We start from the raw sequence: 24,478 nt of genomic DNA, 5'->3' as shown, positions 1-24,478 counted from the left end.
GTGGCTGGCATATTTAGCGCTTGATTTCGTGCACTGTAAGCAACGTGTTCCTACCCGCATTAGTGGGTGCTTGATATCTGCTGGGCTGATATCGAGTGTCATGTGCTGGCAGCCGTTGCTTAACTGCGAGGTGCGCTTATGGGGAAATAAAAGATCAGATATTTCGAGTGGGTATTTATTTACTATTTTCTGATTTGAGGTGAGATCATGAAAGGTCTTATTGCGTTGCCGTGTCTCGCGTTAATGCTTTTGTCTGCTCAGGTGTCGGCCTTGTGTCTGTATATAAGTGATAGCTATAGCGGGCTTTTGCCACCTGGTGTCGAAACGACTGTGTATGGCCCGTTCACAATAACTTCCGCGAATGGATGTGCGGGTGCGACTATTGATGCCTCAGCTTCCACGGGAGGAGGGCGGGCGCCACAGTTGATTATCCAAAAGCAGTTGGGAGCCTCTTGGCAATCTGTTGCGACAAGCTTTGGGAGCAGCGCTTCATACTCTGGATCGTTTGGTACCTATCGAGTCGCTATGTTCAATTCCGACCCTGATGTGAAATCCTACTCAGGCACCGCCAAATACGGCCGCTGAAGGCCTGCAATGGCAGTGCGTTAAGATCCTCCTTAGCGCACTGCCCAAACGACTTGGATTCAAGCTTGCTCATGAATCTTTAAATCACTTCTGGAAGAGTTGACGAAGTAGGTCAATGCGCCTATCGCGTGATTGGCATCTATCATCCCACGCCGCCACCTCAAAGTATCTTCTTTCACGTCTGCAGGATTATTTTCAAGGAAATCATTGTAGTCCTCAAGCCGCTCATTAAACAAAGCGATGGCGTTGAATTTGACGTCTGTTTCTGTAGGAAGACCATCTGCACCACTCGCCAAATTGCCTTCGGCGAATATTACAAATGCATGTATATCTATCATTTCATCGTCGAATAATCGTCGCGCTACTTTTCTGAGGTCATCTGAGCTTATGGCTGTCATGTCAAAGCCCTTTAAATATTCTTTCAGGTCGGCGATTTTTTTTGTTTCACCAAGATTTAGTGTGTCAGCTGCTACGGACTCCTCAGTGATTGTGAATTCATTCGTTATTTGTTCAGGATTTTTAATAACGTAAGCGTTAGTTGCCTTGGTATGCCTCATCTGCTCAGCAGTCAACATGATAGCCATGTCGCCTTCCTCCATTAGTAAGTGGCACTTGGTTGTCGACACGTGCGCCAATTACTTTAACGTGGGTGTACCGCTTGCCTACATGAAAATGCACTGTTGTTTCTGAAGTATTAAAACCTGGAAGCCAGGTATAGCGCAGTACTAGGAAATTACCTACGAAGGACTTCCTAATTGGCTTACAGAAATAACGTTCAACATTTTAGGAAGTCCTGACAAAAAAAAGCCCCGCGACCGAATGGATCGCAGGGCTAAAAATTGGCTGGATGCGACCAACCAAAGGAGCTCTTTACCTCACTTGCTGCTGGCCACCACCGCATCCGGTTGCCAGCCACCACCCAACGCCTTGTAGATCGCCACAATGCCGCGATACAGATCCACTTCGGCCTGGGCCTGGGAGTCCTCTGCGGCCAGGCGTTCGCGCTGGGCGTCGAGCAGTACCAGGAAGTCCACGGTGCCTTCGCGGTAGCGGATCGCGGCGAGGTCGGCGGCGGCGCGGCTGGATTCGCTTTGGCGGATCAGCGAGACCAGGCGTTGCTGACGCTTGCCGTAATCGCTGAAGGCGTTCTCGGACTCTTCCAGGGCCAGCAGCACTTGCTGTTCGTAGGTTGCCAGGGCGCCGTCGGCCTCGGCATTCGCACCGCGCAAACGCGCACGCACACTGCCCAGGTCAAACGCGGCCCAGGTAATGCTCGGGCCCAGGGACCAGGCATTCGCTGCAGCCGAGCCGATCTGCGAACCACGCCCGGCGGTAAAGCCGAGGAAGCCGCTGAGGCTGACCCGTGGGAACAGGTCGGCCTTGGCCACGCCGATACGCGCGGTGGCGGCGGCCAGTTTGCGTTCGGCGCTGAGAATGTCCGGGCGCCGTTGCAGCAATTGCCCCGGGTCGCCAATCGGCAGCGCCTTGGCAATCGCCGGCAGGTCTTTGGGGCTCAGGTCCACGCTCAGCTTGTCGGGGCGCTGGCCGAGGAGGGTGGCGATGCGATTGCGTTCGCGCACTTGTTCGGCCTGTAGTTGCGGCACGCTGGCTTCCACCGCCGCCAGGCGCGCATCGGCACGCTCCACGTCGAGCTGATCACCGACGCCGGCATCACGCAGGCTGACGGTGATAGTGCGCGATTCCTGCTGGTTCTTCAGGTTGTCCAGGGCGATGCGTTCACGCAGTTGCGCCCCGCGCAGTTGGCCATAGGCATCCACCAGTTCGGCGATCATGGTGACTTGCAGTTGGTACAGATCGGCTTCGGCCACCTGTTGGTCAGCGTCGCTGGCTTCCAGGTTGCGGCGGATGCGCCCGAACAAATCCACTTCCCAGGCCATGTCCAGGCCCAGGTCGTAGCGCTCGCTGTTGACACGCTTGGTGGTCTGGCCGGGGATCTGGCCCTTGCCCACATCGCTGCTGGCGCGGGAGGTGACCACTGGCATGATGTCGTTGGCCGCGTCATCACGGATAGCCCGTGCCGCCCGCAGGCGGGCAAAGGCTACGCGCAGGTCGCGGTTACCGCTCAGCGACTGGGTTACCAGTTGGTTGAGCGTCGGGTCTTCGAACTGCTGCCACCAGATGCCTTCGTATTTGGCATGGTCGTAGCTTTTGCTGTCGGCGGCGGCCGTGATGTTGGCCGCCTCCAGTTGCTGGGTCTTGTAGTCCGGGCCTACGGCACAGGCGGCGAGCGCCAGTACCAGCAAGCTCGGCAGGAATACTTTCACACTCATTGCTGTGTCTCCAGCTTCAAGGCCTTGGCCGCTTTGCGCGCTTGCTGGCGCTCAACATAGCGACGGATCAGTACGTAGAACACTGGCGTCAGCAACAGACCGAAGAAGGTCACACCGATCATCCCGGAGAACACCGCCACACCCATGGCATGGCGCATCTCGGCACCCGCACCGCTGGACAATACCAACGGCACCACACCCATGATGAACGCGAACGAGGTCATCAGGATCGGCCGCAGACGCAGGCGGCAGGCTTCCAGTACCGCAGCCAGCGGGTCGAGGCCCTCCGCTTGTTTATCCTTGGCGAACTCGACGATCAGAATCGCGTTCTTGCAGGCCAGGCCCACCAGTACGATCAGGCCAATCTGGGTGAAGATGTTGTTGTCGCCGCCCGAGATGATCACCCCGGTAATGGCCGACAGCAGCGTCATCGGGACAATCAGGATCACCGCCAGCGGCAGGCTCCAGCTTTCGTATTGGGCGGCCAGTACCAGGAACGCCAGCAGCACGCAGAGCGGGAACACGAACAGCGCGGTATTGCCCGAGAGGATTTGCTGATAGGTCAGGTCAGTCCACTCATAAGTCATGCCGTTGGGCAGTTCATCCTTCAACAGCTTTTCAATCGCAGCCTGGGCCTGGCCAGAGCTGTAGCCCGGTGCGGCGTTGCCGTTGATTTCAGCGGTGATAAAGCCGTTGTAGTGCATCACGCGGTCCGGGCCCGAGGTGTCGCTGACCTTGATAAAGGTCGCCAAGGGGATCATCTCGCCTTTGTTGTTACGCACTTTCAGCTGGCCGATCTGGTCGGAGTCCTGACGGAACTGCTGCTCGGCCTGCACGTTGACCTGGTAGGTACGCCCGAAGCGGTTGAAGTCGTTGGCATACAACGAGCCCAGGTAGACCTGCAGCGTGTCGAAGATGTCGCTGATCGCCACGCCGTGGGTCTTGGCCTTTTCGCGGTCGATGGCGGCGTCGACTTGCGGCACGTTCACTGTGTAGCTGGTGAACAGGCCGAACAGTTCAGGCACGCTGTGACTTTTGGCAATCACGTTCTGGACTTCTTTGTACAGCTCGTCATAGCCGAGGTTGCCACGGTCTTCGATCTGCAGGCGGAACCCGCCGATGGTGCCCAGGCCTTGTACCGGCGGAGGCGGGAAGATCGCCATGTAGGCTTCTTCAATGTTGGCGTATTGGCCGTTCAGTGCACCGGCAATTGCACCGGCGGACATGCTCGCGTCTTTACGCTCATCAAAGGGCTTCAAGGTCACGAACACGATGCCGCTGTTCGGGCTGTTGGTGAAGCCGTTGATCGACAGGCCGGGGAAGGCAATCGCAGCTTCCACGCCGGGTTGTTTAAGGGCGATCTCCGACATGCGCTTCATTACGTTTTCGGTGCGGTCCAGGCTTGCAGCGTCGGGCAGTTGGGCGAAGGCCACCAGGTATTGCTTGTCCTGGGCCGGTACGAAACCGGTCGGGGTGTGAGCAAACCCGAAGAATGTCAGCACCATCAGGCCGGCGTATACGAACAGGGCAATACCACTGCCGCGAATCACTCGGCGTACGGTACCCACGTAGCCATGGCTGGCCTTTTCGAAAAAGCGGTTGAATGGACGGAACAGCCAGCCACCGAAGAGTTTGTCGAGGAACTTCGAGAAGCGATCCTTCGGCGCATCGTGACCGCGCAGCAACACGGCGGCCAGGGCAGGGGACAGCGTCAGTGAGTTAAACGCAGAGATCACGGTCGAGATCGCAATGGTCAAGGCGAACTGCTTGTAGAACTGCCCGGTCAAGCCACTGATAAAGGCGGCCGGGATAAACACCGCACACAGCACCAGCGCGGTGGCGATGATCGGACCGGTGACCTCACTCATGGCTTTTTCGGTAGCCGGGAACGGTTCCAGGCCCAGCTCGATATTACGTTCGACGTTCTCCACCACCACGATGGCGTCGTCCACCACGATACCGATGGCCAGTACCAGGCCGAACAATGACAGGGCATTGAGCGAGAACCCGAACAGGTGCATCACCGCAAATGTACCGATCAAGGACACCGGCACCGCCACCAATGGAATGATCGAGGCGCGCCAGGTCTGCAGGAACAGGATCACCACCAGCACCACGAGGATCAGTGCTTCGAACAGGGTGTGTACCACCGCTTCGATAGAGCCGCGTACAAAGATGGTCGGGTCATAGGCGATGCGGTAATCCATCCCCGCCGGAAAGCTCTTTTTAAGCTCGGCCATCTTGCTGCGCACATCATTGGAGATGTCGATGGCATTGGAGCCGGGACGCTGGAAAATCGGAATCGCAACGGCGGGCTGGTTATCGATCAACGAGCGCAGCGCGTATTGGCTGGAGCCCAGCTCGACCCGGGCGATGTCTTTGAGGCGCGTGATTTCACCGTTGGCGCCGGCACGAATCACGATGTTCTCGAACTCTTCCTCGGTGACCAGGCGGCCTTGGGTATTGACCGACAACTGGAAGCTGGTGTCACTCGGCGCAGGCTGGGCGCCCAGGGCACCGGCAGCCACCTGGCGGTTCTGCTCGCGGATCGCCGTGACCACATCGGTGGCGGTCAGGTTGCGCGAGGCGGTCTTGTTCGGATCCAGCCATACGCGCAGGGAGTAGTCACCCATGCCGAACAGCTGCACGTCGCCGACGCCACCCAAACGGGCCAGTTCGTCCTTGATGTTGAGGATCGCGTAGTTGGACAGGTACAGCATGTCGTAACGCTGATCCGGGGAGGTCAAGTGCACCACCATGGTCAGGTCGGGAGAAGCCTTGTCCACGGTGATACCGATGCGTGTCACTTCCTCAGGCAGCTTTGGCTGAGTCCGCGTCACACGGTTTTGCACTTGCACCTGCGCGTTGTCCAGGTCGGTGCCCAGGGCGAAGGTGATAGTCAGGGTCAGTTTGCCGTCGGCGGTGGACTGCGAGGACATGTACAGCATGTTCTCGACACCCGTGATGGCCTGCTCCAGCGGTGCGGCCACGGTTTCGCCGATGACTTTGGGGTTGGCGCCCGGGAAGTTGGCGCGTACCACCACAGTCGGCGGCACCACTTCCGGGTATTCGCTGATCGGCAGTTGGAACAGCGAGATTGCACCCGCGATCAGGATCAACAGCGACAGCACCGCTGCGAAGATCGGCCGCGAAATGAAGAACTTGGAAAAATTCATCTTGAGTCGTATCCCTTAACCGCGTGGAGTCGCAGTGCTGGCGAGCTTGGGCGCAGTCGTTTCCGGCGCCACTTGCTCCAGGTTGCTGGCTTCAAGCGCTTGTCGTTGTTGGGCCAAGGCGGCGAGGGTTTCCTTGCTGGCCATCGGAATGGTTTCCGGCGCGACCGGTGAGCCGGGGCGCACACGCTGCAGGCCCTTGACGATCACGGTGTCGTCCTTGGTCAGGCCGCTGCGTACGATGCGCAAGCCTTCGATCTTGGGCCCCAATTCCACTGCGCGGTAAGCCGGCTTGTCGCCTTCCATCACCAGCACGAACTTCTTGCCCAGGTCGGTACCGACGGCTTCGTCGTTGATCAGCACGGCGGAATAGGTGCCGCTGCCGACCAGCTTCAAGCGCGCATACAGGCCAGGGGTGTATTCGCCCTTGCTGTTGTCAAACACCGCACGGCCACGGATGGTGCCGGTGGACGGGTTGACCTGGTTGTCGACGAAGTTCATCTGGCCCAGGTGTGGGTTGCCGGTTTCGTTGGACAGGCCCAGATACACCGGGGTGGTTGCGCCGCGACGGCCTTCACGGGCCAGTTCGGTGTACTTGAGGAACACACGTTCGTCGGCGTCGAAGTAGGCGTAGACCTTGTCGGTGGACACCACACTGGTCAGCGCCGTGGTGTCGGCGGTCACCAGGTTGCCGGCCGTGATTTCGGCACGGCTGACGCGGCCGCTGATCGGCGAAGTGACACGGGTAAAGCTCAAGTTCAGGCGGGCCAGGTCCAACTGCGCCTGGATCCCGGCCATGGCGGCGCGGGCTTCCTGGGCGGCGGTGGTGCGCGAGTCGGCCAGCTCGGCGGAGATCGCATTGCTCTGGCGCAGGCGTTCGCCGCGTTGCGCTTCGTTTTCGCTGCGGGTGGCGGCGGCTTTGGTCTGAGCCAGCTGGGCCTCCAGGCGGCGCACTTCGGCCTGGAACGGGCGCGGGTCGATCTGGAACAGCAGGTCGCCTTTCTTGACCAAAGCGCCTTCAGTAAAAGCGACCTGGTCAATCTGGCCGGACACCCGAGGACGAATCTGCACGGTTTCCGGGGCTTCCAGCCGACCGGTAAATTCGTCCCACTCATTGACCGGCTGTTCCAGTACCTTGGCCACGCTGACCTTGGCTGGGGGCATGGCGGCCGCTTGTTCGGGAGACTTGCCGCACGCGCTCATCACCACCACGGCCAGAATCGCCAGGGGGAAGCGCAAAAGTTTGAGTGACTGTTCCATGAGGTGCATCCGCCAATGTATTTGAGATGGGCGGATCATGCGCGGCGGGGTGCTATGTCACGAATCGAATGAAGCAAAGGTAACTATCATTCGGAATGATATAAGCGCGCACTTAGCCCTCTAGCATGGGGGTTTCGTTAGGGAGCTATCAATAGGAGTGATGACAAAAGACTGTTGCAGATGCTGCATGGATAGGTATTGGTGGGCAGGTGTGTTGCTCAATCAATCAGAGGCCACTGAGCACCACATGGCGCAGATGTCAACCGGGAAGTCTGACAGTAGTTTGATTAACGGTGTTTGAGTAGGGTGATATTCATGCACTCAGGGGTATTGCAATGGCAAACGTAGACTAATCAATCAGCTCAGGAAGGTCGCCATGAAAAACACCAAATCCAGCGAATTTTCCGTCGCAATGAAGAATCCAAAAGCCAGCCCTGTTTATTTTAATTTCATGTTTGCTCCTCCCTTTCCAATGGTTGAGGAATATTGGAAAGCGTTAGCGTTCCATTACTATGAGTCGGACGATGGCTTTCTCATTCTTCGTGGGAGCCTTCATGAAGAGGAGACCGGTCGATTTGAGTTGCTCACCCTCAAGATGCCGGAACTTATAGAAGATGGCGACCATGACGTGAGCAGGGATGAAGCAGGTATCACCGCTACTTTTGCTTTACCGTCGCTCATCAAGGCGGACAGCGGGAAACTAAAAATAAAAAGATTCAAAGAGAGTGAGAAAGATACCATCAAGGCTCAGTTTTACCTGACATTTGAATATGACAGTGTGGTCTACGATGTCGCTGGCCTAGCTTTAGTTCATGAAACGGCTGCTAGTTAGAATCACGGCGCTTCAAACGCTTCACCCAGAAAATCGATCAAGGCGCGCACCGACGGCATCAGCCCGCGCCGGGATGGAAATACCGCCGTGATAACGCCTTGCACGGGCTGCCACTCAGGCAGCAAGACAACCAGGCGCCCCTCGGCGACATCCTCCTTGACCACCACCCACGGCAGGTTGGCGATGCCTACTCCCGCCAGTGTCGCGTTTTTCAAAGTCGGCACATCATCGCTGACCAGGCGCGGCGTGTGCTGGATCTGCGTCGTCGCACCATCCTGGCCGGTCAGCTCCCACACGTACTGAATCATCAGGTTGCCCCAGTGCACGGTGGGCAGCCCGGCAAGGTCGGCGGGTTGCGAGGGCAGGGCATAGTCCTGCAAAAAAGCCGCGCTCGCCACCAGCACCTGAGTACTTTTACCGAGCAGTTTCATCACCAGTTCACTGCTTTCCAGGGGCGGGAAACACAGGCTCAAGGCAAGGTCATAGCCCTCGGCAATCACATCGACCTTACGGTTGAAGCTCTTCACATTCAGTTCGACATTACCGCATTGCGCCATGAATTGAGCCAGCATCGGCGCCACCCAATAGTTGAGCAGCGCGGTGGTGCAACTCAGGCGAATCAAGCCGCGTGGTTCTGATTTGTTGAAGGCCACCACATCTTCTGCCGACTCGGCCTCGGCAATCATCGCCACACAATGTCGATAATAAGCCTGGCCGATATCGGTAACCTGGAACTGGCGCGTCGAACGCTGTATCAACCGCGCCCCAAGCCTTGCCTCAAGCTGACCGACTCTGCGACTCAGGGTCGATTTGGGCAGGTTCAACGCTCGGCCCGCCGCAGCAAAGCCGCCGTGCTCGACCACCTTGGCGTAAAGGAAGAGTTCGTTCAGGTCGAACATGGGCAGTGTTCCATTTTTGAGATGCCCCAGCTTAATCCAACTCAGGCCCTACGTTGAGCGAATGTCAGCGCTTTCATCCGCGCGTCAGTTCAGTGTACGGCTGACCTCACGCAGGCGCGCATCGCTCAGGTTGCCGGTGGACGCCAACAGGTGCAACTGGGCCATTAGAATGGCATAGCGTTGTTGGGCCAGGCGCTGTTGGGTATCGGTGACTTTCTGTTGGGCATCCAGTACGTCGGTGTTGATGCGGGAACCGGCTTCGAAGCCGTGGGTCACGGCGGCGAGGTTGATCTGGCTGGAGTTCAAGGCCTGCTTGAGTGCCTGATATTGGCTCATGCCGTTAGTGACTTGCAGGTAGGCCTGACGTGCCTTCATCCCGGCGTTGCGGCGTGCATCTTCGACTTCGTCCGCTGCCTTGCTTTGCAGTGCATGGGCTTCGCGCACGCGACTGCTGGTGCGGCCACCGCTGTAGAGCGGAACGCTCAGTTTGACCCCGACCACGGTCTGGTTGTAGCGATTTTCCGGTAATGTCACATCGTATACATCACCGCCGACAGAGGCGAAGCGGCCATGGGCGGCGATCAGATCAAGGGTGGGTAAATGGCCGGCCCGTTCCTTGTCGATGTCCATTTCGGCCAGGCGCTGGGCAATCTGCGCCGCCTGTACGGCGAGGTTGCCCTGTTGCGCGGTCGTGGCCCAATCATCGATGGCAGCGGGCACCGGGGCACTGAACTGCGGCTCTTTGCCTGACCACGGCCCCGCCTGTGCGGCAGTCAATTGGGTGAGTGTTTCGTTGGCGATGTCCAATGCACCACGGGCGGCAATCTGTTCGGCGAATGCCTGGTCGTATTTGGCCTGAACCTGCGCGAGCGCGTTAGCGGTGGTGGCCCCGTCGGCCAGCAGGCGCTGGCTGCGCGTCTGGCTCTCGCGCAGGGTTTGTAGCTGTTGTGTGCGGGTGTTCAACAGTTCCTGATTGAGCAGCACGTCGAAATAAGCGCGGGCAACGCGCAGCATCAGCGCTTGGCGCGCCTGTTCAGTGTGCAGTTCACTGGCGCTGATCAACAGTTTGCTTTGGTCGTGGGCGATCACATTCTGCCAACGCAGCAGCGGCTGTGTGAGGACCACCGCGTAGGCGTTGGTGTTATTGCGATTGCGATGATAATCGGAAGAGTCCTCGGCATCGACCCAGGCCGCGCCGCCGGTGACAGACAGGTCTGGCAGCAGGTTGGCACGGCTTTGCGGTTCCTTTTCTGCCGTGGCCAATTGCTGGGCCTGTGCGGCGGCGAACTGCATGTCGTGGGTCAGTGCCTTCTGGTACAGGTGGTACAAGTCATTTGCCGATACCTGGGTGGGCGCGCAGGCGAGTGCCAGCCAATACAGAGGCATGAGCAGGGGGGCGGTGTTGAGATGCAGGCCTGGAATACGCAAGGGGTGTGCTCCACTGAAAGATTTATCGACTGATGTGGCTTCTGCGCATCATCAGCACCATGGGAATACCAATGGCCATTACCGCTCCCAAGGTGCCGAACAGCATGCTGAACGCCAGCATTTGCCCTTGTTCGCGCGCTTGCATGTAGGGCATCAGCGCCAGGGCTTGTTGATGGCTCGCCAGGCCCAGGGAAAGAAACAGCGGGTCGGTTTCCACGCCTCCCCAGCCGCTGGCAACCAGACTCGATTCGGTGACATGTTCGGAAAGCAGGCGGTAGCGTTCCCACGAGAACCGTGTGAGCAGGGTGGCTGCGATGGCGATACCCACGCTGCCCCCCAACTGGCGCATCAGGTTGAGTACGCCCGAAGCACCGGAGATCAATGTCAGCGGCAGGCGGCGCATCGCCAGGTTGGTCAGCGGCACAAAGATCATGCCCAGGCCCAGGCCGCGGATCACCAAGGGCCAGTACAGCGAGTCGGGGTTGCTGTCGAGGGTGAACTGGGTGTGCAGGAACATCGCATAGCAGTACATGACAATGCCCAGGGTGACGAACACACGCTCGTCGATCTTGTTTTCCTGGGACAGCTTGCCGATCACCAAGGTGCTGATGGCGCTGGCCACCGCCCCGGGGAAAATCACCAACCCGCTCTGGTAAGCGCTCTGCGCCAGCAGGGTCTGCAAGAACAGCGGCACCATGAACAACGTGCTGTACAGCCCGAAGCCCACGCAAAACGCGCAGATGCAACCCATCAGGAACTCGCGGTTCTGGAACAGTGCGACGTTGACGATCGGGTTGGCCACACGCCGCTCCCACCAGAAGAAGCCCACCAGGCTGAAGCTGCTGAGCAACAGGCAGGCCACGGTCCAGTTGGACGCCATCCAGTCCCAGTGCTCGCCGCGCTCCAGCAGGATCTGCAGGCTGCCGACGCCCAGAGCCAGCAAGCAGAAGCCGCTGTAGTCGACGCTGGAAGGTTTTTGTTCGTTGGGCGAGTCGTTGATGCACAGCCAGCACAGCAACAAGGCCACGGCCCCGATCGGCAAGTTGATCAAGAAGATCCAGTGCCACGACAAGGTGTCGATCAGGTAACCGCCGACGGTCGGGCCGAGGGTCGGCCCCATCATCACGCCCACGCCGTACAGCGCCATGCCGCTGCTGACCTTTTCCTTGGGGAACACGTCGTAGATGATGGCTTGGGATATCCCCAGCAAACCGCCGCCCGCCAGGCCTTGCAGCACCCGGAACGCGACCAGTTGCCAGAGTTCGGCAGACATCGCGCAACCCAACGATGCCAGTACGAACAGCGCGGTAGAGACCAGGTAGTAAGTACGCCGGCCGAACCACGCCGATAGCCAGCCACTGACCGGAAGAATCACCACGTTGGCCACCACATAACCGGTGGAGACCCAGGAGATTTCATCCACCGATGCACCGTAAGTGCCCATCAGGCTGGGAATCGCGACGTTGACGATGGTGACATCGAGCAACTCCATCATCGAGACCAGCGTGACGGTAAACGCAATCAGGTAGGGCGACCTCATAGCGTCTGGCCGGTGTCGTCAGGTGCGGCCACTTCGACGAACGCGCTCATGCCCGGGCTCAACAGCGACTTGTAGTCATCCGGCACATCATTGAGCGCGATGCGCACCTGCACGCGCTGCACCACTTTGGTGAAGTTGCCCGTGGCATTCTCCTGGGGCAGCAATGAGAACTTCGCCCCGGTGGCCGGTGCCAGGCTTTCGACGACGCCGTCGAAGGCGTGCCCGGGGAAGGCGTCCACGGTAACTCGGGCGTTCTGGCCGACGCGCACGCGGCCGACCTGGGTCTCCTTGAAGTTGGCGGTAATCCACAGCGGTTCGGTGGCGATCAGGCTCATGAGCTTTTGGCCGGCGACCACAAACTGGCCAGGCTCCACTTCTTTTTTCGAGACAATGCTGCGCAACGGCGCGGTCTGGCGGGTGTCGTTGAGCTGGATCCTGGATTGTTCCAGCTCAGCTTGCGCGGCCGCGATCCGATAGTCCTGCACCTTGAGTTCGGCCTTGTTGGCCAAGGTGCTTTGGGCAGCGGCCTGGGCGTTGCTGCGCGCTACCCCCTGGGCATGGCTGAGGGCATCGAAACGCGCCTTGGCCACTTCCTGGTCCTGGGTGCTCAGCACGCCTTGAGCGCCGAGGCGACGGGCACGCTGGTAGTCGTTGCGCGCTTGCTCAAGGTTGGCGCTCGCTTGAGCCAGGGCCGCTTGCGCGGCCTCGCGCATGGCCACTGCACCGAGCACCTGGCTGTCCAACGCCCCCGGCACGCCTGCGCGCCCGGCGGCGGCGAGCAGCGCTTGCCACTGTGCTTCGCGCTGCTGCAGCTGGTAGCGATATTCGCTGTCGCGGATCTGAAACAGCAGGTCGCCGCTTTGTACCGTGACGTTGTCCACCACCGGCACACTGATCACCACGCCCGAGAGCTTGGCCCGTACCGGGATGATCACCCCGTCGAGTTCGGCGTTGTCGGTACTCACGTAGGTGCTGGAATACTGCCAGCGCTGCCAGCCCAGTATCAGCAACCCGCCGACCACGACGCCGCACAGCGTCAGTTTTATCAACTTGCCTTTGGTCATGTGGTACTCCCTGTCAATGCGCGTTGAGGTCAAGCAGGCTCAGAAACGGTGTGGACCTCCCGCGCAGGACGGCTCACCGTCGGCTGAGCCTTGTCCAGCAGGAACTGATGCACGCCATTCCACAGGTCAATCCGTGAGTTGATTGCGGTCTTGGCACTCTCGACCATGTGCAGGTGTTGCGCGGGGCTGGTGACGATTTCGGCGATGATGCGTTTGGCCGCCGGGCCGTGATCGTCACCATCCATCTCGATGTGGCGCTTCAAGTAATACGTGAGCATCGGTACCTCGCTTTCACTGACCGACCATTGCGACAGCAGCCGACCAAACATGTCGGGGATAATGTCTTCACGCCCGAAGAAGAAGTACGCCAGGACCGCTTCGGTGCTGCCGTGTTGCGCAATATCGAGGGTCTGGCACATGAACACTTTGGCCGCCGTTGGAATCTCTCCGTGGTTGAGCGCCTTGGCCAGCGGCACCTTGGCCTGGATAGCGGTCAGGAAGCGGCGGAATACGCTGCTGTCGGCGCCGATTTCATCCATGGCCGCGAGGTACAGGTCCAGGTGGCTGATAAAACCGCCCTCGGGATGCTCGTCGGTCTCTTCACCGACCACGATTTCGTTGATCAGGCGGGCGGCGGTGATGTGTACCGGCGGTACCCAGGGCAACTCCACGCAGGTGAGGTCGCGCTGGATACGCTTGAGCAAGGTCATGAAGTCCCAGACAGCGAACACGTGAAATTCCATCAGGGTGCGCACGTCTTCTACGGTGCGGATATTGGCGAACAAGGGGTGACTGAACAGCTGCTCGCGCTCGGTTTCAATGTGGCTATCGATATCAAAAGGCATGCGTGCTCCTGCGGCCTGAAGGGTCAGGCAGAAAATCCAGCGGAAATTAAGGGTGTGTGTCGTTTACCGTGTTTGTACGGTAGGGGTGGCGCCCGGTGGCATACCGGAAAGACCGCACGAAGTGCTTTTCCAGCAGGAATTGCCGGTCTTCGTACCACCCCGCGTCCAGCAGTTGACGGTGTACCTTGGGCAGTCGCCAGCAAGGCACCGCGGGGTAAAAATGATGTTCCAGGTGAAAGTTCGAACCTGCGTGCAGCCAGGTGTTGAGGCGCGAAGTGCGTGAACGCGCTGGCGGCAAGTGCGGGCCTGCGTCGAAAGCATGTTCCTGATAGGCATTGACCGCCGACAGCATGAACGCCACCGCCAGGCTCAAGGAAAACCCCAGCAGCAACCCGTCGATGAGCCATATGGCCAGCCCATAAAGGCTGAGCCATACGACTTGGCAGGCGATATTGCAGCGCGCCAGCCGTTGCACCTGCACCGAACTCAATGGCAGCGCCGAGGGATTGCCCAATGGCCCGAACGCCAGGCGCCAGGTGGTCTGCAGATAACGCAGGGTGGCGATCAAGCGCGACAGGGTGATGCGGCTTGCCAGTGTGTGGTAACGCGAAAAGAGCTGGTAGTCCGGGTCCTTCGTGCTGTTGCTGTAACGGTGGTGTTGCCAATGGTCTACGAAGTAACCGGTCACACAGAACCCCGGCAGCAGCGAACTGGTGGCAATGCCCAGGTAGCAACTGCGCATGGGGTTCGCACTCAGGTTGAAGTGGAAACCTTCATGCCCAAGGATCGCTTGCAGAAATAACCCGTATCCCGCCAATACCACCAACGGCAAACACACCAGCGTCCACAGGGTGGAAGCTGTGGTCGCCACCCACACAAACAGTGCCAGTGGCAAAAGGTAAAGGCTCAAGGCATAGGCGATGATCAGCAAGGACTCCCTCGGCCGGGCCTTGAACAAGGCGCGGTCGAGGCGGACCTGGGGCTTGGGGTGCAGGTGGCTGGCCATTGGCGACGGCTTACTCGATCAGTTCAGGGTTGAGCACCAGGTGGCCGCCGCGCGTGAGCGTGCGCAGGCGCATGGCGATAAAGCCATCCACCACGCTCGGCGCGCTGCGTGCGGTATACATGGCCAGCGTGCCCATGAACGTCAGCCCCCGGTTGCGCAGGCCATTTTTCTGGCAGGCACGTACCAGGCCGTTCGCGGCGGCATCCAGCTTTTCTTCGAGGGACAGCAGGGTCTTGTCACCCCACTTGAAGGTCACCAGGCGTTTGACCGACAGGCCAACACGCTGCGCGGGCAAGTGGATCGCCGTGTCGATGAACCCCGGGTACACCGTGACCACGTCAAGTTCCCCGCGATACTGCATACGCAGCACATCCGAATAAGCGCTCAGCGCACGTTTGCTCGCAGCATAGGCGGCCACGTAGGGCGCATTCACCAGCGCGAACAGTGAGGACACGTTGACCACTTTGCCGCGCTTTCGCAGCAACCCCGGCAGGAACCCCGAAGTCAGTTGCCAAGGCGCGAACAGGTTGACATCCACCGCGCGGGTCACCTCATCGGTGACGCCGGTTTCGCCGCGTTCCAGCGTCAGGGTGCCGGCGTTGTTGACCAGAATGTCGATGTCGCCGAAATCGGTGCTGATAGCGCTGATCACGTTGGCCACGGCGTGGCGGTCACATAGGTCGACTTGATAAAACGCGTCCAGCAGGCCGCTGTCTTGCGGTGCGAGGATATCCAGGCCAATCACGGTGGCGCCCAGTCGCTTGAGCTTGCAGGCCGCCGCGAAACCCAGGCCGCGCGCGGTGCCGGTGATAACAATGGTTTTTCCGAGCAGGTTCATGAGTGCGCTCCGGTCATGCTGAAGGTTGATGCGGACAGGTAGGTGTCAAGGTTCGTCGCCATCGAGATCCTGGCCGGTGGATGAAATTGCAAGCCGCGGCAGGCCATCAAACCGTTGGAACTCAGGTTGCTGGTGATGAACGCCATCCCGCCCAACATGGCGTGGGCCTGGTCGGAGAGCTGGGCAAGCCGTTGCTCGATGCCATAACGCACCAGCAGCAGACGGGCCAACACGTTAGGCAAGTCCTGTGGGTTGCGCTCGATATCCAGGGCCGCGCCTTCCAGCGCGCTGATCGCCAATTGCAGGTCGGCTGCCAGGTCCACGCGGTGATGCGCGGTCCAGCGGGCGGCATCTGTGACCGACTCGATCAGGCCGGCGCAGGCACCCACATAGGATGCGCAGATCAACAGTTCGAACCAGATAAAACCCACGGTTTGCACGTCGCCCAGCTGGTGCGTGTAGCCGGCGGAAAACACCATGCGCTCGGGCACCAGCACTTCGTTGAGGCGTACTTCGATGCTTTCAGCGCCGGCCAGGGCGCTGTTCTGCCAGAAGGGGTTGCGGCTGATGCCCGGCGCAGTGGCCGGAATCAATGCGACCATCAGCTCTTCGCCGCCAGGGGTTTGGCGGATATAGCTGGCGGTGAGCAAGTCCATCGACTGTCCGAGGCAGCAGGGCTTCTTGCTGCCGCTGAGTAACACCCCCTCTGGGGTGTGCACCGCTTGCATGGCCGAGTCGAGAATGCCCGCTCCGCTGGTGCCCTCGGCAAACCCCGAAGACAGCAACAAGCGTTTTTGCGCGACGGCAGCCAGCAACAGGCCTTCGGCGCCGCCACCGTTCTGCGTGAGTGCCAATAAGCTCGCCACGGAAAACTGGTGCATGGTGCTGGCCACCGCCAGCGAGGGCGAGCGGGCCCCCAGGGCGATCTGCACATGCACCGCATCAAGGATATTCGCGCCCAGCCCGCCGGCTTCGCGGTTGACCAGCAACCCCACCGGGCCATGTTGCTTGAACAGGGCGATGATCTCGCTCTGTGGCGCCTCACGCTGGGCCGGAGGAATGGCCGCCAGGCGCTCGTCAAAACCAGGGGCGTAGCGTTGAAGCAGATCGCGTGAGCGATTCAGTAACGACAGTGACATGGTTCAGGCCTTCAAGTAGCTCGCCGGAAACAGGCCGGTGATGATCGAGTGAATGTTGTCCCGGATGGCTTGTTTGGCCACAGGGTCGAGCATGTCCGCGAGCATCGGCAGGCCCAGGTCGAAGCGCGATTTGAAGGAGATGATCGCGTCCTTGCCGTCCGGCAAGACGTGCCAGGTGCCGGAGAAGTGATCGACGTCGCCGGCCATTTGCTCGAAATGAATTTCCCGGGTGTCGGCATTGAAGGTGTCACGCTCCTGCCACTTGAGAATGCCGCTGTGGAAGTTGACCTCCCAGGACGTAAACGACACCTGGTCGCTGACCTTGTTGATGCTGATATTGCGCACCGACTCGCAGAGCTCGACGTAATTGCTGAAATCGCTGATCACCGCAAATACTTCATCAGCGCAGGCATGGGGAATATGGGCCTGCACGTTGACTTCTTGCATGGGGGAAAACTCCATTTAAAGGGATGGCATGGAAGTGGTCAGCGCCTGGGCGAAGCCGTCGATCAACCAGTTGCAATCCTGGGCCGTCAGCAATGGCGACGGCGTGAGCCTTATCACGCGATGATCATTGAGCGAGTGGCACACAATGATGCGTTGCTCGATCAGGGCCATGACCATATTGGCGGCGATTGAGGCCTCGGCGAACTCAAAGCCCAACAGCAAACCTGCACTGCGCAGCTGCACACGTTCGGCCCAACCTCTTTGTTGCAACAGCGCGCTGAAGCGGGCGTGCAGGTCCTGGCCCAGTAGCCGGGCACGCGCGACCAGGTCTTCTTGCACCATCACTTGCAGCGTGGCCTGCACGGCCGCCATGGCCAGCGGGTTGGCGCCGAAGGTCGAGGTGTGGACCGTAGGGTTGCGATTGAACGGCGCATAGATCGTGGCGCTGGCGACCATGGCGCTCACCGGTACGCAACCGCCGGACAGGCTTTTACCTACCAGCATGATGTCGGGCACCACCTGTTCCTGGTCACAGCCCCACCAATAGCCGGTGCGGCCCAGGCCAGATTGGATCTCGTCGATAATCAGCACGGCGCCATACTGATTGCACAGCTCGCGCACACGCCTGAGGTAACCCGATGGAGGCAGAATTACCCCGGCTTCGGCCTGGATCGGTTCTAGGATCACGCAGGCCTTGTCCGGCGATGCGCGTAGTTGCTGCTCAAGTGCGACGCTGTCGCCAAACGGCACGAACTCACTGTCGCTGAGCAACCCACTGAAGGGTTCTCGGTAGCTCTCGCGGCCGGTGACGGCGAGGGCGCCGAGGGTCTTGCCGTGGAACCCCCCGAAGGTCGACAGCGTACGGCGGCAACCGTTGAGGCGCGCAAGTTTCAAGCCGGCTTCGGTGGCCTCGGCGCCTGAATTGCAAAAGAACACATAGTCCAGGTCACCCGGGCACAGTGCCGCCAGAGCGTGGGCAGCAAAGGCCTGTTGCGGGTTGAGCAACAACTTGCTCGCCAAAGCGTTTTGCTGCAGTTGCCGGGTAACCGCTTCCACGACGACCGGGTGGCCATGGCCGAGGAAAAACACGCCATAGCCGCCTGCATCCAGGTATTGACGGCCTTGCTCGTCGTAGATGTAGACGCCACGGCTGGATTGCTCGATCGGCAGGTTCATCAGCGAAGCGAGGCGTGCGTAGCCCGAGTTGACGTGTTGGCGCAGGTATTGGTCGACCTGTGCGGCGTCGAGGGTGGGTTCGATGACTGTCGGGTTCATGCCACGCTCACTTCTGTGTTCGGTGTCACCGGCTGCTTGAGCATGCGCGTCAGTGCCCCCAGCTTGGGTGCCAGGTGGTTGAGCGACAGCAGCAACTCGCGGCCAACATCACGCTGGCTGAACGCCGGCTCACCGAGTAACTGCGGCAATGAAGTGGGCAGTGGCGTGCGCAGGCAGGCATAGCGGCACAACTGGGTGGCACGGGTCAGGGCAGCCTGGATATTGCCGCTCAGCGCCGGCAGAAATACCGGGCGGATCAACCGTTCGTAAATATCCGGCGCCATGCAGCGTGGCCGTGTGAAGGGTTGCCTCTGGGCTTCCATGGATTGGCACATCAGGTCCAGCAGCCCCGTCAGATCCAGAGCCTGTGGGCCGCTGGTGAGAAAGTAGTCGTCGCCGATCAAACGCTGGTGCAGCGCGTTGGCAATCGCTCGGGCCGCGACGTCACGGGCGATCAGGTCGACATAGCCAGCAGGCGGGCAGGGTACGATGGGCAGTACGCCAGACATCATCAGCCCCATGGTCATATGGAAACCCTGAAAGTTGGGCATATGCCCGGTGCTGGCGTCACCGATAATGATGGACGGACGAAAGATCGACACATCGATGCCAGCCGAGCGCACCAGGGTTTCGGCCTGGCGCTTGGCGACTTCGTATGGCGTTTCCGCTTGCACGCCTTCGTAATAGTCGCAAGGGTGGGTAAAGGCGGTGCTGATGTGATACAGCGGCACCTTGGCTTGCTGCACGAAGGCCACGACGTTTTCGGTGCCGAGGTAGTTCACCGAGAAGATCTGATCGATATCACCGTCCAGGCGCGTCACCGCCGCGGCGTGGATCACCCAGTCGACACGCTCAACCAGCGCCGCATAAACGTCGCTGGCCAAGCCCAGGTCAGCGCTGCAAATATCACCCTTGAGCACTTCCACTCGGGGATCGCGGATACGGCTTTTGCGCGCCAGGCAGACCAGGTGAAAGTCCTCTGCCAGGCAGTCGATCAGTGACTCACCGAGCACCCCTGAGCCTCCAGTGAGAAGGACGGTTAGTTTTTGCTGTGCTGACATGTAGGGCGCTTCCTGCGGACTCATCGAAAGAATTCATGGTGCGTTTCGCCGAATTGCAGGCACAGGTGCCCCGGGCGAACACTCTTCTATTCACTTTCGGTGGCGCTGAGGTGCTCTGGGAGGAGGTGATCAGCGCTTAACGTTGTCGCGAATAAGATGCGATCGATATTGGCGTTTTGATATCAGTGCGTCTTGAACGAAACGCTTGTCTTACGCAAAACCTCAGCGGCGGTGCGCGGCGTCATGCCAATCATGCGGCGCATCATGCGAGCCAGATGCGCCTGGTCGGAGAAACCGCCGTCGGCGGCGGCGTCCGATAACGTCGAACCGCCGGCCAGGGATTTGGAGGCCCGTTCCAATTTGTTCCAGATGATCCACTGGGAGAGGGAAACCCCCATCTGGTGGGTGGCGACGCAGCGCAACCGGGGGCTGGACAACCCCACCGCCTGGGCAGCGCGACTGACGCAACCTGGGCCGTCGCGGTCCAGGCGCAGAATATTCAGGGCTTTGTGGAGCCTATGGTCGATCGGCGGGGTAATTGCCAGCAAACGCGAGAGGGCGTCGACAAAGTGCGACAGGGATGTGCTACGACGAAAGCACGCCAGCAGTTCATCACTGGCCAGGGCGATCCCATCGTCCTGGAGCAACGCATTGAGTGCACGGCCCAACGCCGTGTCCGGGCTGACATATAAGAACGCTACCGGATGACTCTCCGCCACGGCACGGTGTTCGACGTTGGGGCCGATGATCACACCTGCCGCACGGAGCACCCTTCCGGGCAGCTCAAGGGTGGCGGGTTGACCTACGCCGATGCACAGTTGGATAGCGACATGGGAGTGAGCAGTGTTTTGATCCGCACGGCCAATGTAGCCGGCCCACGAGTCGCCAAAGGTAACGCTGCCATCCCACATTTGAAGTCTTCCTTGACGTGTTGGGTGATTGTTTGACGCGTGCAGGGTAGGCCTGCGCAGGGCTGGATTCAAGCGCGACGCTGGGTTGCTGTCTTTTCGTTGCACAGCGAGTGCATATCTAGCCGACGCTTGCTAGAGGCTATCCGGATCCCAGAAAAACATTTTGACTGGGCTCTAGCACGGCGTTTTCAGGCCGAGAAAGTTTTGGTTTGCCCCCATTTTTGCCCCCATTCGCATGTGATGCACTGGCGATCGAGATTGCCCAGGCGTTGAAAATGTGTTGATCCAGCCTAGGGAACGGCAACCAGGCGCGCCTCAAAGCCCTGTAAAAACTCGCGAACCATGGTCGAGTAGGGCGCTTGAGGCTTGGCCATATCCGCCATGTGCTGCGCTGTGCGTTCTACCAGTGCCTCCATGCGCGTGATGATGCGTTTGTTTTCAACCGCGAAGGGATCATTTACGCGTGCTTCCAGACTCTGGATCATGGCGCAAAGGTCTTTCACCGACTCCTCCAGCAAGGCGAGTTGGCGCAACACACGCGTGCGATCCTGGACCAATCCCAATCGGTTGAGTCCATAGGTGTGGATTGACACGGCGCCGCGCAGGCTGAGCTTATCTTTTAGCGCCTGATCGATTTCCTCTGCAAACGCTGGCAGCAGGTCCGTGGTTGAAACGTGCGCCGGTAGCCCCGCACCCGTGTGCGGTTTGGGTAACACCAGCCCGATGAGTTTTTTGCGGTCGACATGGAAGGCCAAATGCTCTTGGGGATCATCCAGGCAGGGGTTGAGCAACAGTGGGTATTCGGTTGAACAATCCCTTGAGGCTGGCGTAGCGCGTGGCCCCAGGATTGGAAAGTGGTTGCCCTTGCCCGTGGTGACCTTGTACTGCTCACTGAAGCCTGTGCCGTCAGCGCGCAGTTCAACGAGCTGGGTCGATAGCTTTGGCGTTGCGTGTTTATTCAGCCGGTTGCAATGAATGCAGCTAGGCAGCAGATTTTCCCACTCCATTGCCAACCACCAATAGCCTGGATGATCAGCATCCTGGCTCACGCCTCCTTTGGGTCTGTAATGCTCCACGTCGACTGGCGCTACGGCGGGGTAGAATGTTTCGCAATACGCGCATTTGCCATGAAATATTGCGTACAGCTGGGTTTTGACTGAGTCTTTCCGGTAGGTCGTGAACGGCGGCTTTTTCGCTGAGAACTCCTGCACCACAGCGGCGGCAGCCGCAACCGGATCATCAGCCGCCAGTGCAACTTTAAGCGCGGCGGCCTTTTTTCCAAAATGGGCAGTCAAGTCCAGAAGTTCCTGAGCCGCAGCACTGATGGTTGTCTTTCTCGGCCGCATTGCACGGGGCTTTTCAATCAAGGATCGGTCAACGAAGCGCACGGTTCAAGAGTTCCTGAGGACGTTCAATATTTTGTTCTTGGCGTTTGTTCTTATCGCGTCCCACTCGATGGACGGCTTTTCCTGCCGTTCCTGAAGAAACTGGGCGACAGCCTCTTGAACGACGCGCTGGGCTTCGCTGGTGCCAATGGGAAGAGCCTCCTTGATCTCCTTTTCGAAATACTCCATGACCTGCTCATCTTCGTCGGTCAACGTCTCTTTTCTTTTTAATTTATTCAACACGTCGGCAACGCTGGCCAATTGTTTTTCCGTTGCCGGCTGGTCGGTAGACGTCAGATTGAAAAAGTCGGATGTCAGCAGCTGCTCAATCGTTAACTGCGTGGAGTCGGGAAGATCATGCAGTTGCTCAATACACGTCGCGTACTGGGTATTGGCCCCGGCGGCCCTGGACCGGCGCTGGAGCACTACGATTTCACCGTCCTGCATGCCGCGCAGGCAGAGGGGGTCATGGCTGGTGGCGATAAACGTGATCTTGGGCAATGCCCGGCGTAACACCTGCATAATCTGAATTTTCCAGCGTGGGTGCAGGTGCGCTTCGACTTCGTCGATCAACACCACCGCTTGGGCATGTTCAAGGCCCGGGAAGTCGGGGTTTAGGCGCCGATCCATCAACCGTTGCATGATGTCGCACACCATTGCCAGGATGGTCCGGTAACCTGAGGACACATCATTGAGCGGTGTCTTGGTCACCACACCGGCGGGCGCCGTAACGATCAAGCAGGATTTGCCGTCGGGGGCGGGTTCGATGACTTTGATGTCGCCTTCCACGGACATGATGATTTTCAACGCACGTGCTACGTCATTGAAATCTTCGCTTTTGAGCCCAAGTAACCATTGTTCCGGATTTGCGAGCAGGCGTTCGGTTTCGAACAGGTTGATGATCCCGTGAGCGGGTTCAAAGGCCGGCGGAGTTTTTTTCTGGTACTGGCGAAAGGCACCATAGGCAAACACGGGTGGCACAAGCCGTGGTCCGAATTGTTCACAGGCGGCATTGTCAATGCTCAACACTTTGTCACGCCCCGCGTCAAACCCGAGTCGCACGCTTGCTCCGAATTGAGTGGGCGTGTCATTTGACCCCAGGTGTGCAGGGGAGAGCACGAGCGAGCCTGGCGTCAGGTTCAAGGCCCTACGTGTTTCAGGGGTACTGAGCGCGAGCGCAATGGCTTCGAGAATCGAGCTTTTACCAGTGGCGTTTTCACCCAATATCAACAGTGCCGGTTGCAACGCAGCGTTGTTCAACTGCGATTGGGCGGTGGGTATATCAAGTTTCAACTTGAGGTGCTCGATGACCTTGAAGTGGTCAAACTGCAACGAGTGCAAAGAAGGGTAAACCCGCGGTACGACGGCCTTTTTGATCACCGGTGCGGGCGGTGGAACGCCATATTCCGTGGGCAGGGTCTTATGCACTAGGCGGCCGAAATCAGTCTCTTCAATCCAACTCTTTAATTGGTCATGCGACAGCTTGTAGTTCCCCGTAAAGAGCAGGGTTCTCAGGGTCCTTGTTATGTGGAAGCGGCCGGTCGGCATGATCATGCCAACTTTTTTCGATAGGTAACGCGCGATGAGCCGGCATTGCAGGTACCACAGGCCACCAAATTCGAGTTCTTGGAAGTCAAATAAATTTTTAAAATTGCCGTAGCGTAAATTCGCCTGGTTTCGATCGGGCGCCAATAGAGTCTCGCGATACTGGCGAAGTCTGGCGGCACGCGCCTTATTCAAGTCGAGACGGTCCAAGCGGAAATTGGCAATGGTGGTATCACCCCTTTGACTCAGTGGCAGCAGTTCGCCATCAACGGAGGGAAAAAGGTGTCCCTCAAAATTCCGGTCAATGCATGGATCGAGCAAAACGGCTGACTCACGTGGCCCGGAGGTGCGCCATGACCCAAGATCCTCTTCGGCATACCGGCGTATTTGCTCCAGGCTTGGAATGGGCACACGTTTGCCGTCGACAGGAAAGAACGCAGGTTGGCGCGGAATACAATTGATGCAGATGGGATAGATATTTTCCCAGGCATTCGCGAGCCAGACATAGTAGAGGTGTGAGTGCACCATTCCCATGGCCGACATTACAGATGACGGCGCTCGAAATCGGTAGGGGATGGTCAGATCCTGGCTTTCGCAAAATGCACATTTGCCGTGAAACAGCTGCACCAACGCGTCGTGAACGGGGCCGACCTGGCTCAAATCCAGACTCAGTTCTTCTCTCGTAATGCGGGTTTGTGAGAGTTCTTGCGTGTCGAGTGTGAAGAGTTCAAGCAACTCCTTTCGAGCCAACGTGAATCTTTTTTCGCGGAAAATAGGTGGGGGTATTTCACTGCGGGCAAATCGTTGCATTGCTTATCTTCCCTGATGCGGCGAGCAACGGCTGACGTCGTCGCCAAATGGATGGCGCGAAATATAGCATAGGGCCATTACCGAAAAGCCATCGAAGCCTCATCTTGGACGACGCAGTCACCGCGTCCCTATCGAGGGTGTCGG

Annotated in this window: 19 protein-coding genes; 1 reads left to right on the top strand and 18 read right to left on the bottom strand. The window is 59.0% G+C overall.

What is annotated here, in order from left to right:
• Positions 1 to 644: 644 nt before the first annotated feature.
• The 4 genes from IH404_RS15545 to mexE all read right to left on the bottom strand — a co-directional run bounded on the left by IH404_RS15545 (position 645) and on the right by mexE (position 7,309).
• Positions 645 to 1,169, bottom strand: coding sequence for a hypothetical protein (locus IH404_RS15545; RefSeq protein WP_194438335.1), 525 nt, complete (start codon positions 1,167 to 1,169; stop codon positions 645 to 647).
• A gap of 291 nt (positions 1,170 to 1,460) precedes the next feature.
• A complete protein-coding gene (locus IH404_RS15540; RefSeq protein WP_194438334.1) occupies positions 1,461 to 2,876 on the bottom strand; it encodes a TolC family protein in 1,416 nt (471 codons plus the stop codon).
• Complete coding sequence (locus IH404_RS15535; RefSeq protein WP_005788492.1) at positions 2,873 to 6,052, bottom strand: efflux RND transporter permease subunit; 3,180 nt, start codon at positions 6,050 to 6,052, stop codon at positions 2,873 to 2,875. The genes IH404_RS15540 and IH404_RS15535 overlap by 4 nt, the downstream gene beginning before the upstream one ends.
• A 15-nt stretch (positions 6,053 to 6,067) precedes the next feature.
• On the bottom strand, positions 6,068 to 7,309 hold the full coding sequence (gene mexE, locus IH404_RS15530) for a multidrug efflux RND transporter periplasmic adaptor subunit MexE (protein WP_005788491.1): 1,242 nt from the start codon (positions 7,307 to 7,309) through the stop codon (positions 6,068 to 6,070).
• 376 nt (positions 7,310 to 7,685) lie between these two features.
• Between mexE and IH404_RS15525 the strand changes: the two genes are divergently transcribed.
• Positions 7,686 to 8,141 carry a hypothetical protein gene (locus IH404_RS15525; protein ID WP_194438333.1) on the top strand — a complete coding sequence of 152 codons (456 nt, stop codon included), beginning with the start codon at positions 7,686 to 7,688 and terminating at the stop codon, positions 8,139 to 8,141.
• Between the two features lie 2 nt (positions 8,142 to 8,143).
• On the opposite strand, the gene IH404_RS15520 is transcribed toward IH404_RS15525, so the two are convergent.
• The 14 genes from IH404_RS15520 to IH404_RS15455 form a co-directional block, all read right to left on the bottom strand.
• The gene (locus IH404_RS15520) at positions 8,144 to 9,040 is read right to left on the bottom strand and encodes a LysR substrate-binding domain-containing protein (RefSeq protein ID WP_005788490.1); all 897 of its coding nucleotides are present in this window, start codon (positions 9,038 to 9,040) and stop codon (positions 8,144 to 8,146) included.
• Between the two features lie 84 nt (positions 9,041 to 9,124).
• Positions 9,125 to 10,468, bottom strand: coding sequence for a TolC family outer membrane protein (locus tag IH404_RS15515; RefSeq protein ID WP_005788489.1), 1,344 nt, complete (start codon positions 10,466 to 10,468; stop codon positions 9,125 to 9,127).
• A 22-nt stretch (positions 10,469 to 10,490) separates the two neighbouring features.
• On the bottom strand, positions 10,491 to 12,008 hold the full coding sequence (locus tag IH404_RS15510; protein WP_005788488.1) for a DHA2 family efflux MFS transporter permease subunit: 1,518 nt from the start codon (positions 12,006 to 12,008) through the stop codon (positions 10,491 to 10,493).
• Positions 12,005 to 13,072, bottom strand: coding sequence for an HlyD family secretion protein (locus IH404_RS15505; RefSeq protein WP_194438331.1), 1,068 nt, complete (start codon positions 13,070 to 13,072; stop codon positions 12,005 to 12,007). The genes IH404_RS15510 and IH404_RS15505 overlap by 4 nt, the downstream gene beginning before the upstream one ends.
• A 29-nt stretch (positions 13,073 to 13,101) precedes the next feature.
• On the bottom strand, positions 13,102 to 13,917 hold the full coding sequence (locus IH404_RS15500; RefSeq protein WP_194438329.1) for a DUF3050 domain-containing protein: 816 nt from the start codon (positions 13,915 to 13,917) through the stop codon (positions 13,102 to 13,104).
• A gap of 46 nt (positions 13,918 to 13,963) precedes the next feature.
• On the bottom strand, positions 13,964 to 14,923 hold the full coding sequence (locus tag IH404_RS15495; RefSeq protein WP_005788485.1) for a fatty acid desaturase: 960 nt from the start codon (positions 14,921 to 14,923) through the stop codon (positions 13,964 to 13,966).
• Positions 14,924 to 14,933: 10 nt separating this feature from the next.
• Positions 14,934 to 15,761 (bottom strand): SDR family NAD(P)-dependent oxidoreductase, encoded by an 828-nt coding sequence (locus tag IH404_RS15490; RefSeq protein WP_194438328.1) that lies wholly within the window; start codon positions 15,759 to 15,761, stop codon positions 14,934 to 14,936.
• Positions 15,758 to 16,900: an acyl-CoA dehydrogenase family protein gene (locus IH404_RS15485; RefSeq protein WP_005788483.1), complete on the bottom strand. Its 1,143-nt coding sequence runs from the start codon at positions 16,898 to 16,900 to the stop codon at positions 15,758 to 15,760. Before IH404_RS15485 ends, IH404_RS15490 begins: the two co-directional genes overlap by 4 nt.
• A gap of 3 nt (positions 16,901 to 16,903) precedes the next feature.
• On the bottom strand, positions 16,904 to 17,347 hold the full coding sequence (locus IH404_RS15480) for an SRPBCC family protein (RefSeq protein ID WP_005788482.1): 444 nt from the start codon (positions 17,345 to 17,347) through the stop codon (positions 16,904 to 16,906).
• Positions 17,348 to 17,362: 15 nt separating this feature from the next.
• Complete coding sequence (locus IH404_RS15475) at positions 17,363 to 18,622, bottom strand: aminotransferase class III-fold pyridoxal phosphate-dependent enzyme (protein WP_194438326.1); 1,260 nt, start codon at positions 18,620 to 18,622, stop codon at positions 17,363 to 17,365.
• Positions 18,619 to 19,683 (bottom strand): SDR family oxidoreductase, encoded by a 1,065-nt coding sequence (locus IH404_RS15470; protein WP_087945285.1) that lies wholly within the window; start codon positions 19,681 to 19,683, stop codon positions 18,619 to 18,621. The genes IH404_RS15475 and IH404_RS15470 overlap by 4 nt, the downstream gene beginning before the upstream one ends.
• Positions 19,684 to 19,865: 182 nt before the next feature.
• Positions 19,866 to 20,594, bottom strand: coding sequence for an AraC family transcriptional regulator (locus IH404_RS15465; RefSeq protein ID WP_005788479.1), 729 nt, complete (start codon positions 20,592 to 20,594; stop codon positions 19,866 to 19,868).
• Between the two features lie 290 nt (positions 20,595 to 20,884).
• Positions 20,885 to 21,982 (bottom strand): endonuclease, encoded by a 1,098-nt coding sequence (locus IH404_RS15460; RefSeq protein ID WP_242462610.1) that lies wholly within the window; start codon positions 21,980 to 21,982, stop codon positions 20,885 to 20,887.
• Positions 21,983 to 21,985: 3 nt separating this feature from the next.
• Positions 21,986 to 24,334 carry an AAA family ATPase gene (locus IH404_RS15455; RefSeq protein ID WP_194438324.1) on the bottom strand — a complete coding sequence of 783 codons (2,349 nt, stop codon included), beginning with the start codon at positions 24,332 to 24,334 and terminating at the stop codon, positions 21,986 to 21,988.
• Between the last annotated feature and the right edge of the window lie 144 nt (positions 24,335 to 24,478).

This window comes from Pseudomonas sp. OST1909, assembly GCF_015277575.1.
In the GTDB taxonomy this organism is placed as follows: domain Bacteria; phylum Pseudomonadota; class Gammaproteobacteria; order Pseudomonadales; family Pseudomonadaceae; genus Aquipseudomonas; species Aquipseudomonas synxantha_A.
Note: the sequence above shows the minus strand (reverse complement) of the source record. Positions and strands in the feature narration are given on the sequence as shown.